Origin of the sequence: Pelomonas lactea (assembly GCF_043555885.1) — a bacterium.
Classification (GTDB): Bacteria; Pseudomonadota; Gammaproteobacteria; order Burkholderiales; family Burkholderiaceae_C; genus Pelomonas; species Pelomonas lactea.
Genome location: NZ_JBIGHX010000010.1, coordinates 230,241 through 243,741 on the forward strand (window position 1 = coordinate 230,241; position 13,501 = coordinate 243,741).

Genomic DNA, 13,501 nt, shown 5'->3' on the forward strand with positions numbered 1-13,501 from the left:
CCCGTTGTCGGGCAACGGGTTTGTCGCGGCGGCGAAGGATTTCCGTACCATTAAATCCGTGCAGAAAGCGGCACGAGCGCGGTGACTGCCATCGACCAGCCGCGACGATCTCGAGCGCCTTGGCGGTCGAGCTGTTTCACAGCCTCACCGGCCCCGCCACACCCCCACTCGCCACCGCCGCCCTGGCCTGCTGCTGCCGCGTCCGGTCCACATAACTATCCGCGCGCTGCAGCTGCGCCTCGATGAGCTTGTTGTTGGCGCCCATCGTCGCAATCGCCTTCGAGCGGAAGTTGTCCATCGCGTCCATGGCCTGGAAGGTCTGGTCGAACATGGACTGGATCTGCTCGATGCCCAGCATCGGGTTGGACGCGAACTCGGCCGTCTGGTCGACGTGCTGGTTCAGCGCCTGGCCGGTCTGGTTGATGAGGTTGGCTATGGTCGCGTTGACGCCTTGCAGCATCTTCATGACCTCGATCTGGTTGCCCGTCGCGCGCGCCACCGTCTGCGCCACGGCCAGCGCGCTCATGCCGGTGGTGGCGACGCGGTCGCAGCCGATCATCATTTCGCGGCCGGTCTTCTTCAGCACGTCCAGCGCCAGGTAGCCATTCACGCAGACGGCCTGCTGGGTCTGGATGTCGGCGAGGTTCTGGCGCGCGTAGAACAGCACCTCCTGCTCCAGCGCCTTGGCCTTGAGAGGGTCGGTGGGCTTGAGCTGCTCCACGCGCTCGGCCAGCCGCGTGTCCAGCGTGCGGGCGAAGCGCGCGGCCGCCGCGAGGGACTGCATCGCGTCCCACAGCTTGGTGCGCGTGGCCTCGATGTCGATGACGTCCTTCTGGATGCCGTCCTTGGCCGCGTAGAGCTGCGTCATGCTGGTCTGCAGCTGGCTGGCGGCGCTCTCGAACTTGCGGAAGTAGGCCTCCAGCTTGTTGCCGAACGGGATCAGCCCCAGCAGCTTGCGCGGCTGCAGCAGGTCGCCGTCCTTGCCGGGGTTCAGCTCGTCGAGCTGCGCGCGGATGGCGTTGATGGCCTGGTAGGCCGGCGTGTCCGTCGCGCCGACGAAGTTGCGCTGCATCAGGCTGCCCTGCATCAGGCTGGCGGCGAGGCTGATCTCCTGGCGGCCGAGCTGGAAGGCGCTGTCGAGCTTCTGCTTGAACGGCTCGCTGTGCAGGTCTTCCTTCTCCAGCGCGTCGATGAAGCGGCGCACCTGCTCGTCCACCTGCGTGGCGAGTTCGGGCTTCAGCGGCACGGCCTCGACGGCCTGCGGCGGCTCGACGGGCGTGATGACCTCGGGCGGCGTCAGCGTGAAGGCGGGCTTGGTCGTCGTCGTGGTGTCGCTCATGGTTGCTTGGCTCCGAACTTCTGTTTGAGGAATTCGCTGTGGCGCAGGAAGGCCTGGGCGTCCTGCCCGGCCAGGTCGTCGCCCAGCTGCTCGACCTTGGCCTCCAGCTCGGCCAGCACGCCCTCGAAGGTGGCCTGCGCTGTCATGCCGTTGCTGAGCAGTTTCTTGGTCGCGAACTGCGGCGGGATGCTGAGGTAGGTGTTCAGCGCGTCGGGCAGGTAGCTGATGGCGATGTGGCGCGCGTGGAAGCTCTCCTGCAGCGGCAGCTGGCCCTGGCTGCGCTCCCACTGGTCCAGCAGGCCTTCGAGCTTGGCGCACAGGTGCTGGATGCGCGTGGCCAGCGGCCCGGGGATGCGGTTGCCGGGGTTGTGCTCGGTGAGCCGGCGCACGCCGGACAGCGCCCGGCCCATCGCCTCGCGGGCGTCGCCCTCGTCCTTGAACTGCAGCGCCTCCCACTCGGCTTCCTTGAAGCTGGGCCAGCCCCACCACAGCGCGCCGACGACGAGGCCGCCCGCGTAGCCCAGCGCGGCCACGCCGAGGCCCAGGCCGCCGAGCAGGCCCAGCGCCTTCAGCACCAGCACGCCGGTGGCGGCGAGCAGGCCGCACCAGTTGGCCGGTGCGTTGAGCCATCGAAACAAGGCGCTCATTGGTAAGACCGGATGTCCTTGAACACCGCATACAGCGGAGTCTTGCGCGCATCGAACACGCGGCCGCCGGTGATGCCCACGAGTTGCTTCAGGTCGCCCTCGGCCGCATCGCCGTACAGCACCATGAAGACGGGGATGCCGCGCACGTCCTCCGGCAGCTGTTCGTAGGCCTGTTTGAAGGCCTCCAGGTTGCGGCCCACCGTGTTCTTGCCGTCGGTGAAGGCGACCACCGAGTACTGGTAGTCCGGGTGGAGCTTGCGCTGCTCCAGCATGTGGTTGAGCGCGGCCAGCACCGAGTCGTACAGCGCCGTGCCGCCGTTCATGCGCAGCGCGTCGGCGGCGTCGCGCACGCGTTGCAGCTCGGCCTTCTTGGCGTCGGTGTCGGCCTGCGGCGCCACGCCCTTGGCGACGCGCGTGCCGGCCGGGATCTCGAACAGCACCGGCTCGCGCGGCCGGTCGCTGAACGGCAGGAACCACAGCTTCTCGCGGTTGGTCAGCTTGGCGACGCGGCCGGTCAGCGACACGTCGGCGCCGGCCAGGTAGTGGATGGCCTCCACCAGCTGCTCGCGCCGCTGGCCCTGCATGCTGCCGCTGGTGTCCAGCACGAAGGTGCTCGCGATGGGCTTGCGGAACTCGTTCAGGTAGGCGTCGATGAGGCCGTCGGCCAGTTGCCGGTCGGGCGAGAACGGCAGCTCCACCTGCACGCCGCGCGCGGGCAGCAGGTCGGCCACCTGGGCCGCCAGCTCGGCCTTCATCGGCCGGCGCAGCGTCTGGCGGGCCAGCCACAGCTGGGCGGCGTCGCCCTTCAGGTACTCGACGACCTTGAGGTAGTCGGCGCGCTTGGCGTCGTTCAACAGCATGAACGGGTAGTCCGCCGTGGACACGCCCTCGAACGGGTAGATCAGGTGCAGCTTCTCGCGCAGCTTGCCGCTGGCGTTCAGCGTCAGCAGCCAGCTCTCGTAGTTGATGAAGGCGTTGGCGCGCGTGCCCTGCTGCCTGGCGAACTGCTCGGCGAGATAGGTGGAGTTGTCGCCCACGATCTTGTAGCCGGTCAGGAAGTCGGCAATGGCCTGGCGGTCCACGTCGGCGGCCGTCAGCGCCTCGCCCTTGCCGCCCGCCGCGGCGACGACGCCCAGCAGCGCCATGAAGCCCTGGTTGCTCGTCGCCGGGTTGCTGAGCGCGTAGCGCAGCTCGCCGCGCTTGGCGGCCTTGGTGATGTCGGCCCAGGTGAGCTTGGCGTCGGGCTTGTTCCAGCCGAAGCGCGCCGCATCGCTCTCGCTGACGCCCACGGCGATGGGCGACAGCATGATCTTTTCCTGCAGCTTCACGCGGCCCTGGCCGGCGGCGTCGCTGAGCAGGTACTTGGCATTGGCGAACCAGGCGGCGTCGGCGGTCGAGCCGCTCAGCACCTCCTGCGTGCTCTCCATCGTGCCGCCGAAGCGGAACTTCACGGCCACGCCGGTGGCGGCCTCGATCTGCGCGGCCAGCGGCTCGATGTCCTTCAGGTCGCTGGTGGCCAGCACCTGCAGCGTCGTCTTTGGAGCGGCAGGCGCGGTCTGCACGGGGGCGGGGTCGTCGCGCTTGCCGCAGGCGGTCAGTGCCGCGGCGGCCAGCAGGGCGAGAGCAAGGGCGAGGCGTCGCATCATTGGTTCATCTCCCGGCTGACGGTGTCGATCATGTCGAACATCAGGTCGAACCCCGGCGGGTCCACCACCTGGCGCAGCTGCGTGTCCACGGCCAGGCCGGCCTGCTTGGCGGTGGCGGCGAAGGCGGCCGGGTCGCCGGTGCGGAAGCCCTGCTCCAGCGCGATGGCCTGCAGCGCCTTGTCGGTTGCCAGCAGCTCGGCCAGCTTCTTGCCGCGCTCGGTCATCGCCACGACGACCAGCTTGTTGACGATGGTGGGCTGCGGGTACAGCAGCACCATCTCGGGCCGCAGCCCGCCGCCGGCCTTTTGCGCCTGCGCCAGCATCTGGTTTTCGTAGATGAAGGCCAGCGGCGTCTTGCCCATGCCGATGGCGAGGTAGTCGTCGAACGCGCCGTTGACGTAGTTCTCCTGGAAGCCCTGGCGCTTGAACAGCTCCGCCAGCTTCAGCGCCAGCGCCTGGCCCTGCGCGCGGTCGCTGACGACCTCGCCGTTCAGCGCCTGCGACGTCAGCGCCAGGTACATGGCCGCCGAGTTGCTGCGGCGGATGTCCGTCGTCGACACCAGCACGCTGCGCGACACGGCGTACTCGCCGCTGTCCTTCAGGTCGCGCCAGCGCTTCTTGGCCAGCATCGCCTCGGTGAGCTTCTCCATGTCCAGGCCGTAGACCTTGGGCGCGATGGGCCGGGCCATCTGGTTGGCGACGAGGATCTTGGCGACAGGCTCCCAGGAGGCCACGACCAGCGGCGTGTGGAAGGGCGAGCTCTGCGTGGCCGGCTTGTTGGCCTTGCGCGCGGCGTCCAGGATCATGTTGGCGGCGACGACGCCGCTGGCCAGGAAGAAGTCCGGCGCCTCGGCCAGCTTGCCCGCCATGTCGCGGCTGCCCACGCGCACCGCCTGCACCGGCAGGCGCTGGCCGGCCAGCAGCCGGGCGACGCGCTCGTCCTTGAAGAACGGCTCCACGTCCACGGCGATCAGGCCCTTCAGCGGCGCGGTCTGCGCGATGACGGTCTGCTCGTGCTCGAGCGCCTGGGTCTGCTGGTTGCTGCGCAGCGCCCAGAACAGCGCGCTGCCGAACACAGCCAGCACGACCAGCGTGCCGGCGATGCGCTTGGGGTTGTTCATCTGGCTTTTCTCGCCTCCTGCCATGTCGACAGGTGCGGAGTGTGCCGCCTCCCGGGGCACAGCCAAAAGTCAGGCGACGTCAGGAATCACCTGAGGCGCCGCCTGAGCGTCCCTCATGCGGGACGCGCTTGCCAGGCCGCCGCGTTCGCGGCAGCCGTGTCACTTCTCGACGAATGCGCGCTCGATGACGTAGTCGCCCGGCGTCGTCGTGCTGCCTTCCTTGAAGCCGCGGATCTCCAGCATCTCCTGCATGTCCTTCAGGAGCGCGGGGCTGCCGCACAGCATGATGCGGTCGTTCTCGGGGTCCAGCGGCGGCAGGCCCAGGTCGGCCTGCAGCTTGCCGGTCTGGATCAGGTCGGTGATGCGGCCCATGTTCTTGTAGGGCTCGCGCGTGACGGTGGGGTAGTACAGCAGCTGCTCGCTGGCGTACTCGCCCAGGAACTCGTGCTTGGGCAGGTCCACGGTCAGGTGGTCGTGGTAGGCCAGCTCGGCCACCTCGCGCACGCCGTGCACGATGACGACCTTCTCGAAGCGCTCGTAGGTCTCGGGGTCGCGCACGATGCTGATGAACGGCGCCAGGCCCGTGCCGCTGCCCAGCAGGTACAGGTTCTTGCCCGGCAGCAGGTAGTCGATCAGCAGCGTGCCCGTGGGCTTGCGGCCGACGATGATCTTGTCGCCCGGCTTGATGTGCTGCAGCTTGGACGTCAGCGGGCCGTCGGGCACCTTGATGCTGAGGAACTCCAGGTTCTCTTCGTAGTTGGCGCTGACGATGGAGTACGCGCGCAGCAGCGGCTTCCCGTTGTCGCCCTTGAGGCCGATCATCGTGAAGTGGCCGTTGGAGAAGCGCAGCGCCTGGTCGCGCGTCGTCGTGAAGCTGAACAGGCGGTCGGTCCAGTGATGGACGGTCAGGACGGTCTCTTCGTGGAAGGCACTCATGGGGCGGTGATCTTGGCGGGGTTAACCCCGGGATTTTCGCCTGGAAGTGATATGCGCGCGTCGCACAAGGGTCAAGCAGTCGCGTGGGCGGCCTTCGCGGCACGTTCAGCCCGGTTCAAGTCCGGCCCCGTGAGGAGCCGGACTTGCGGGTCAACGGACGATCAGGAAGTACTGGACGCCGCTGGCCTGGATCTCGTTGCTGCCCGTCTGCACCACGGCGACGCGGCGGTCGTCGCTGGCGTGGAACACCGCGAGCCCGTACGACTGGGCGCCGTTGATCACCGGCAGTCGGATGTCACCTGCGGGGAACAGCAACGAGCCGGTGAACCGCTTGAGCACCTCGGCGTACTGCGAGGTGTTGGTGCCGTTGGTGGTCACCGCGACGGCCTCCACATCGGTGGCGCTGTGGCTGACCGACAGGGCAGCGGTGCCCAGCGTGCCCAGGTACTGCAGATCTGAGACCCTGAAGTAGCTGCCGCCGCTGGTGAACAGCAGCGACTCGTCACCCGAAAGCCACATCGGGCTGGACGCCGAATAGTTGGACGACGCTTGGCCATTCATGCCCGTGAAACTGCCGGTGGTGACATTGACGCCCGTCCAGGACAGCGACGAGAAGTCGCCGATCAGAAGGCGGCCCAGCGATTCCGACATCACGCCCCGCGGGCTGGTGGCGGTGTTGTAGAGGCTGGTGGTTCCCAGCGTTACACCAGTGCGTCCGTTGATGGCGACGACGTTGGTGTACGGCCAGGAGTTCGACGAGCCCGCCACGAACACGATGCCCGAGTTGGCTGTGAACACCTCGCCCTGTGAGCCTGACGTGCCCGTCGTGGCGAGCAGCGAACCGGTGACGACGTCCACCAGGCTGACGCTGCCCTCATGCAGCAGGCCGGCCAGCCGGCCATCGGCCGACAGCGACATGGCCTTCACCGTGGTGGGCAGCGCGATGGCGACATCGGTGCCTGCCGACGGATCGACCAGATGCAACTGATTGGGGTTGGTGGAAACGACCACCAGCTTGTTCTGCGACTTGCTGAAGCGCATCAACAGCGGCTTGTAGGCCAGCGGCACGGTTCCCGCGGTAGCGCTCAGCACGGTGATGCTGACGCCCGAGACGGCGCTGACCTGGCCGTCCGTCACGGTGACCGATGCGTAGTAGCTGCCGGGGACGTCGGGCGTGAAGCTCAGCGCGGGGCCATTCGGCGCCGAAATGCTGGCGTTGGAGCCCGTCGGACGCGTGTCCAGCGCCCAGCGGTAGGTCAGCGCGCCAACGTTGTTCTTGCTGTAGCTGCTGGCTGCCGACGCCGTGATGCTGCCGCCCTGCAGCACCATGGCCTGGCTGCGGTCGAGCACGACCACTGGCGCGTAACTGCCGACGTCAACGCTGACGGACTGCACCGCGCGCAGGCCTGCCGGGTTGGTGACCGTCAGCGTGGCCGTATAGCGGCCGTCCTTGTCTGGCGTGAAGCTGGGCGTGGCCGTGTTGGCGCCGCTCAAGCTGGCCGTACTGCCTGCCGGCAGCGTGTCCAGTACCCAGTTGTAGGTCAGTGCGCCGCCTGCCGGGTCCTGGCTGCCCGTGCCGCGCAGTGTGACGGCGCTGCCGGTGGCGGCGACATAGCTGGGGCCGCCAGCCTGGGCCACGGGCGCTGCGCTGGCTGACACGATGGCGATCGGGCCGCGCTCGACGTTGACGGCGACACGGTGGATGGCCGACGCGCCGCTGCTGCGGTCCACGACCGTGTACTGCAGCGAGTACGTGCCCGGCACGTCGGGGACGAAGCTCACGGCCCAAGCGGACGTGCTGGTCAGCTGCGTCAGTGCGCTGTTGGTGGGTTTGCCGGCGACCGCCCACGTGCCATCGCTGTTGGAGGACCAGTAGCCACCGCCGTCCAGCGACACGATGTTGCCTACCGCGGCGCTGAGGTTGCTGTTGGCGACCACCGTCGAAACGCTGGTCGACACGGCGAGTGCCGGCGCCAGCTTGGCCGCATCGAAGGTGTGCACCGCATCGGCATAGAGACCAGACGGCGAGGTCGCCCGCACACGCACCTGGTAGGCGCCGACGGCGTCAGGCGTCAGCCGGGCCGTCGTGCCGGTGACGGCCAGTGCTGCGGTGTTGCCCGCGGGAGCCGACAACAGCGAGAACGCCAGCGTCACCGGGCCACCGTTGGCGTCGGTGCTGCCCGCGCCGTCCAACGCGATGACGGCCCCGACGGATACGGACTGGGTGGGGCGGGTCAGCGTGGGCCCAGCGAAGCTCACGGATGCATCCACGTTCACGACAGGTACCGCGGCGGTGACGGTCACCGGCAGCATCGTGCTGGCCGTGGTGCCGTTGGCGCCTACCTGCAGCGTGAACTGGTAGTTGCCCGCCACATCCGGTGCAAAAGTAGCCGTCGCGGTCGTGGCGTTCTGCAAGGTGGCCGTACTGCCGGCGGGCTTGTTGGTCACCGTCCACAGGTAGCTGGTGATGCCGCCTGACACGGACGTGCTGCCCGTGCCATCGAGCGTGAGGGTGCTGCCCACCGGCGCCTGCACCGTGGCATTGCTCGTTGTGGTGGCTGCGAGGGCCGTCGCGCGGATGACTGCTGTCGGCGGTTCCGCTGCGACCGGATTGGTGGTGGGCGAGCTGCCCCCGGCACTTCCACCGCCGCAGGCGCTCAACGCCAGCAAAGCAGCGGCCGTGCACGCGGCGACGGCCGCGTGCCGAATCGTCTTGATCATGATTTCTCCCTGAACGCCGAGCCTCGGTCAGGCCGGTCGGACGCGCATCTTAGTGAGCGTTTGGTGTCAGTTCGTTCGGGATGCCTGCACTTGAGGGGGGCGAGGTGCTGTCCATGCCGAGGCTGCGCGCACCCGGGCCTTCGTCGCCTTTGACATCGAGCGGGTTGTAGAGCGCACAGACCTTCAGCGACAGGCAGCCGCAGCCGATGCAGCCGGTGAGCTTCTGGCGCAGCGCCTGCAGTGCGGCGATGCGGGCATCCAGCAGCGGCGCCCAGCTGGCGGACAGGCGCGCCCAGTCGGCCTTGGTCGGTGTCCGACTGTCGGGCAGCGTGGCCAGTGCCGCCTTGATCTGCGGCAAGCTCAGCCCTACCGTCTGCGCCGCGCGGATGAAGGCGACGCGGCGCAGCGCATGGCGCGGGTACTGGCGGTGGCCGCCCGCGCTGCGCGTGCCGGCCAGCAACCCCTCGGCTTCGTAGAAGCGCAACGCACTCGTCGCGACACCCGCGCGCCGGGCCAGTTGGCCGATGGTCAGTGGCGTGTTCGGCGACGGATCGCTTGACTTCAAGTCAACTTCAACTTCGAGCATGGCGGCCATGTTCCCACGAATGGAGTCGCCCATGCTGATGAAGACCGTCCCGCCCACGCGTGAAACGCCCGCCACGCTGGCCCAGCTGCACCACCTGCTCGATGCCGGTCAGGCGTGGTCGGCCACCTACCGCGGCCGCATGAGCAACCACCTGCCGATGGCCCAGCAGGCGCTGCTGGAGCTGGGTGCCTCGTCCGGGCGGCTGCAGGCCGTGACCGAGGCGGAGGAGGTGCATCTCGAACCGCGGGCGCCTGCGCGGCCGGCGCGTATCGACGCCGCACGTGACCTCGGCCGGCCGGACAGCGACGCCGCCTGGCGCGCGCACTTTGCCGGCCGCATCGCCACGCTCGGCTCGCCCGCCGCGCTGCGTGAGGCGTTGGCGCTGCTGCTGCCGGGCGCCGGTGCGATCGCCTTCCACGGCCTGATCCGCACGGGCCACGCGGTGCTGGCGGGGCACGACGGCGAGCTGGCCGCGGGGCTGGCGCACTGGGCATCGCACTTCATGCCGCTGCCCACCGCCGACGAAGCGCCGCTGACGCTGGCCGACTGGCTGCAGGCGCTGGCGTCACTGCCTCGCCCCGCCTACCCGGCCGGCAGCTTCATTGCCGACCGCATGCGGGCCTGGGGCGACACGCCCGGCTTCGCGGCCATCGCCGGGCGGCTGCAGCACGGGCCCGACACACTGCGCGATCTCGCGCTGCTGGCCGCCCGCACCTACGCGGCCACCGGCAACTTCACCTTGCTGCACCTGCTGACGGCCAGCCACGCGATGAGCGTGCTGCAGCCCTGGTGGCCTACGCCCGAGCTGCCGCGCGGCTTCAGCGTCGCTGCTGCAGCCGGCCTGCTCGCCAGCGGCGCCATGCCGGCCCTCGCGCTGGACCACCCACCCTGCCGCCCCTGGCCGGCGCTCATCGCCGCCGCCTGCGAACAGGACGACGCGCACGTCATCAAGCTCACGCACGCCGCCTGGCGCCTGGGCCGGCGCTGGCCCGACCCCGCCTGGCGCCGCGCCGTGGAACGTGCAATTCCATTTTGATGGATGGAAAATTCCAGTATGCTGGATGCATGGACATCTCTCAACGCATCGGCCGCCGCCTGCACGACCTGCGCGCCGCCGCCGGCCTGTCGCTGGACGCGCTCGCCCACAAGAGCGGCGTCAGCCGTTCCAACATCTCGCTGATCGAGCGCGGCCAGAGCAGCCCCACGGCCGTCGTGCTGGACAAGCTGTCGTCGGCGCTGGGCGTCAGCGTCGCCTCGCTGTTCGAGGCCAGCGAGGCGCCGGCCGCGCCGTCGCCGCTGGCCCGCGTGGCCGACCAGCCGGTGTGGCGCGACCCGGCCTCGGGCTATGTGCGCCGCAATGTGTCGCCGCCGGGCGCGTCGCCGTTGCAACTGGTGGACGTCGTCTTCCCGCCCGGTCAGCGCGTCTCCTTCGAGACCGCCGAGCGCGACCGTGACATCCACCAGCTCGTCTGGATGATCGACGGCGCGATGGAGATCACCCACGGCGACACGCAGTGGCAGCTGGCTGCCGGCGACTGCCTGGCGGTGCAGCTGAACGCGCCCATCCACTTTTTCAACCCCGGCACCCGGCCGGCCCGCTACCTCGTCGCATTGACCGGAGCCCGGCCATGAACTTCCGTGAACTCGATGGCGCCGAGGCGCTGGCCCGCGTGGGCGAACTGGCCGACGTGCTGCGCGACTGCGTGGAGGGCGGCGCGTCGGTGGGCTTCATGCTGCCGCTGGCCGAAGGCCGCCCCGAGGCCTTCTGGCGCCGCGTGGCCGACGGCGTCGCGGCGGGTGAGCGCCACCTGTTCGTCGCCGAAGACGAGACCGGCCGGATCTGCGGCACGGTGTCGCTCGTGACTGACATGCCCGACAACCAGCCGCACCGCGCCGATGTGTCCAAGATGCTGGTGCACCGCCGCGCGCGCCGGCAGGGCATTGCCGAGCGGCTGCTGAAGGCGCTGGAGGCCAAGGCGTGCGAGCTGGGCAAGACGACACTGGTGCTGGACACCGTCACGGGCAGCGATGCGTCGCGGGTGTACGAAAGGCTGGGCTGGCAGAAAGCGGGAGACATCCCGAACTACGCTTTGATGCCGGATGGGCCTCTCTGTTCGACGACCTATTACTTCAAGCCGCTCTGAACCCCATCCCCCGCCGCTCCCGCACCTCTGGCTTCGCCCGGTGCTCCGCCTCGAGCTGCGCCAGGAACTCGTCCGGCGTGAAGGCCTCGCCGAGGATCTCGACCTGATGCCGCACCGCCGCGAAGTCGCCATGAGCGAGGCAGTCCATCGCCACCAGGCGTGAGCGTTGCTCGTCGGTGGGCGCCGCGCCCGCCTCGCGCTCGAACATGGCCAGCCGCTGCTCGGGCCTCAGCGCCTTGAAGCAGATCTTGAACGCGAAGCGCCGCAGCGCGGCCTCGTCCAGGTCGTCGAACAGGTTGGTGGTGCAGATGAACAGCCCGTTGAAGCGCTCCATGCCGGCCAGCATCTCGTTGACCTCGGACACCTCGTAGTTGCGCTCCGCGTGCTTGCGGCTGCGCAGGAAGCTGTCGGCTTCGTCCAGCAGCAGCACGGCGCCCTCGAGCTGCGCCATGTCGAACATGCGGGCCATGTTCTGCTCGGTCTCGCCGACGAACTTGCTGGCGATGTCGCTGGCGCGCCTGACCATCAGCGGCCGCCCCAGCGCCTGTGCGATGTGCTCGGCCAGCGCGGTCTTGCCGGTGCCCGGCGGCCCGTAGAAGCACAGCTGGCCGCGGCCCTTCCGGCGCAGCGCCTCGACGATGCGCGGGATCTCGAAGCGGCTCTCGCAGTTCAGCAGGTCCAGCGTGTACTGCGTGACGCACGGGCGGGTGACGCTGGCGCCGTCGTCGCGGCCCAGGGCCTTGTCGGCGTTCTGCAGCTGGCGTTCGATGAGCTTTTCAGCGTCGCCCGCGGAACCCGCCAGTTGTGCAAAGCGCACCGCGGTGCGGATCTGCGCCGGCGTCAGGCCCGGCCGCTCGGCCAGCCGGGCGACGAAGTCCTCGCTGACAGCCACCTCGCCCAGCGCCTTGGCCACCAGGCCGCGGCGCGCGCCGGGCGGCGGCGACTTCAGCTCCAGGTGGTACTGGAAGCGGCGCCGGAACGCCGGGTCGATCTGCTCGATGCGGTTGGTCACCCAGATGACCGGCACCGGGTTGGTTTCCAGGATCTGGTTCACCCAGGCCTTGCCGCTGACCGAGTTGCCCACGCCGCCCTCGGCGCTGGCGTCCAGCCGGTTCAGCAGCGATGCGGTGTCGCTGGACAGCGGCGGGAACACGTCCTCCACCTCGTCGAACAGCAGTGCCACGTTGGCGCTGGCCTTCAGGAACACCTGGCTGATCTGCAGCGAACGGTAGCGGTCGCGTCCGGACAGCGAATTGCCGTCACGGTCGGCGTACTCCACCTCGTACAGGTCCAGCCCGGCGGCCGCGGCGGCCACCTTGGCCAGCTCCGTCTTGCCGGTGCCCGGCGGGCCGTAAAGCAGCACGTTGACGCCGGTGGCGTGCGTCGCGACGGCCTGGCGCAGCAGGCCCTTCAGCAAGTCGAGGTCCTCGACGACGAAATGGAAGTCGCTGGGGGCCAGCGTGCTGGGGGCGGCCGGCCGCGTGAACACGGCCATCAGGTCGTGCGGGCCCTGGTACTCGCGCATCAGCACCGGCGGCAACTGGTCGCTGACCTTCATCAGGTCGGCCAGGTCGGTGATGTTGTGTTCGGAGATCAGGTTCTCCACCATGCCGATGCGTTCCAGCCGCGAGCCGGCGCGCAGGGCTTCGGCCACCTCGCGCTCGTCCACGCCGGCCACGGCGGCGATGGCCGCAAAGGCCTCCTGTGCCGTGTTGACCTTGAACTCGACGAGCGCGCCGCGCAGCTCGCGCTGGTAGCGGGCCAGCGTGCCGTACAGCAGGATGGCGCGCTCGGCCGGGTTCAGCTGCAACAGCTGGCCCAACGCGTCGATGTTCTTCTCCACCAGCGTGGACTCGCGCTTGAGCTGCCGGTCCAGGTGCTCGCAGGTGGTGGCCAGCAAGGCCATCATGTCCTTGGGAGCGTCCTTGGCGTACTCGTCCAGGTAGAAGAACAGCGTGCCTTCGGAGAACGGGCCGCTCCACTGGCCGAAGCGGTCAAGAAAGGCCTCGTCGGAGAGACCGTCATGCCCGCGCCACAGCTCGTTGCCCGCGCAGCGCTGGGCCAGGTAGCCGCGCAGTCGCTGCAGCACGCGGGCCGGCCAGACGAGGTGGCGACCGGTGAAGGACAGCAGGCCGTTGAAGTCGCGCCGCAGATTGAAGCGGTTGGCGTGCTTGACGGTCAGCGTCAGCACGAACTGCGAACACATGCGGTCCAGCACCGGGGCGCTGTCCAGGCCGGGCGAAGGCAGTACGCGGGCAGCGGCGGCCCGGGGGGCAGTCTCTGCGGCGGTTCGCTTCACCATCGATGGGCTCCTTGCGCGGCCTGCAGCGGCCGGCGTTGGCCCATCTTGTATCAGGGTTC

11 protein-coding genes are annotated in these 13,501 nt (G+C 69.2%); 3 read left to right on the top strand and 8 right to left on the bottom strand.

Annotated elements, in window-relative coordinates:
- Nucleotides 1-136: 136 nt before the first annotated feature.
- The 7 genes from ACG04Q_RS23490 to soxR form a co-directional block, all read right to left on the bottom strand.
- On the bottom strand, nucleotides 137-1,339 hold the full coding sequence (locus ACG04Q_RS23490; RefSeq protein ID WP_394513980.1) for a toxic anion resistance protein: 1,203 nt from the start codon (nucleotides 1,337-1,339) through the stop codon (nucleotides 137-139).
- Nucleotides 1,336-1,986 carry a hypothetical protein gene (locus ACG04Q_RS23495; RefSeq protein WP_394513982.1) on the bottom strand — a complete coding sequence of 217 codons (651 nt, stop codon included), beginning with the start codon at nucleotides 1,984-1,986 and terminating at the stop codon, nucleotides 1,336-1,338. The genes ACG04Q_RS23490 and ACG04Q_RS23495 overlap by 4 nt, the downstream gene beginning before the upstream one ends.
- Nucleotides 1,983-3,632 carry a substrate-binding and vWA domain-containing protein gene (locus ACG04Q_RS23500; protein WP_394513983.1) on the bottom strand — a complete coding sequence of 550 codons (1,650 nt, stop codon included), beginning with the start codon at nucleotides 3,630-3,632 and terminating at the stop codon, nucleotides 1,983-1,985. Before ACG04Q_RS23500 ends, ACG04Q_RS23495 begins: the two co-directional genes overlap by 4 nt.
- On the bottom strand, nucleotides 3,629-4,753 hold the full coding sequence (locus ACG04Q_RS23505; RefSeq protein ID WP_394513984.1) for a hypothetical protein: 1,125 nt from the start codon (nucleotides 4,751-4,753) through the stop codon (nucleotides 3,629-3,631). Before ACG04Q_RS23505 ends, ACG04Q_RS23500 begins: the two co-directional genes overlap by 4 nt.
- A 159-nt stretch (nucleotides 4,754-4,912) precedes the next feature.
- Nucleotides 4,913-5,689 carry a ferredoxin--NADP reductase gene (locus ACG04Q_RS23510; RefSeq protein WP_394513985.1) on the bottom strand — a complete coding sequence of 259 codons (777 nt, stop codon included), beginning with the start codon at nucleotides 5,687-5,689 and terminating at the stop codon, nucleotides 4,913-4,915.
- Between the two features lie 150 nt (nucleotides 5,690-5,839).
- A complete protein-coding gene (locus tag ACG04Q_RS23515) occupies nucleotides 5,840-8,410 on the bottom strand; it encodes a PKD domain-containing protein (RefSeq protein WP_394513986.1) in 2,571 nt (856 codons plus the stop codon).
- 49 nt (nucleotides 8,411-8,459) lie between these two features.
- Nucleotides 8,460-8,996, bottom strand: a complete 537-nt coding sequence (soxR, locus tag ACG04Q_RS23520; RefSeq protein ID WP_394514060.1) for a redox-sensitive transcriptional activator SoxR — start codon at nucleotides 8,994-8,996, stop codon at nucleotides 8,460-8,462.
- Nucleotides 8,997-9,027: 31 nt separating this feature from the next.
- On the opposite strand from soxR, the gene ACG04Q_RS23525 reads away from it, so the two are divergent.
- Genes ACG04Q_RS23525 through ACG04Q_RS23535 form a run of 3 tightly spaced genes read left to right on the top strand, consistent with a single transcriptional unit; the run spans nucleotide 9,028 to nucleotide 11,140 of the window.
- The gene (locus ACG04Q_RS23525; protein WP_394513987.1) at nucleotides 9,028-10,032 is read left to right on the top strand and encodes a questin oxidase family protein; all 1,005 of its coding nucleotides are present in this window, start codon (nucleotides 9,028-9,030) and stop codon (nucleotides 10,030-10,032) included.
- A 29-nt stretch (nucleotides 10,033-10,061) separates the two neighbouring features.
- A complete protein-coding gene (locus tag ACG04Q_RS23530; RefSeq protein ID WP_394513988.1) occupies nucleotides 10,062-10,628 on the top strand; it encodes a helix-turn-helix domain-containing protein in 567 nt (188 codons plus the stop codon).
- A complete protein-coding gene (locus ACG04Q_RS23535) occupies nucleotides 10,625-11,140 on the top strand; it encodes a GNAT family N-acetyltransferase (protein WP_394513989.1) in 516 nt (171 codons plus the stop codon). The genes ACG04Q_RS23530 and ACG04Q_RS23535 overlap by 4 nt, the downstream gene beginning before the upstream one ends.
- Here the strand turns inward: ACG04Q_RS23535 and ACG04Q_RS23540 are convergent.
- Nucleotides 11,127-13,442 carry an ATP-binding protein gene (locus ACG04Q_RS23540; RefSeq protein WP_394513990.1) on the bottom strand — a complete coding sequence of 772 codons (2,316 nt, stop codon included), beginning with the start codon at nucleotides 13,440-13,442 and terminating at the stop codon, nucleotides 11,127-11,129. The two genes, ACG04Q_RS23535 and ACG04Q_RS23540, sit on opposite strands and share 14 nt — an antisense overlap.
- Nucleotides 13,443-13,501 lie beyond the last annotated feature (59 nt).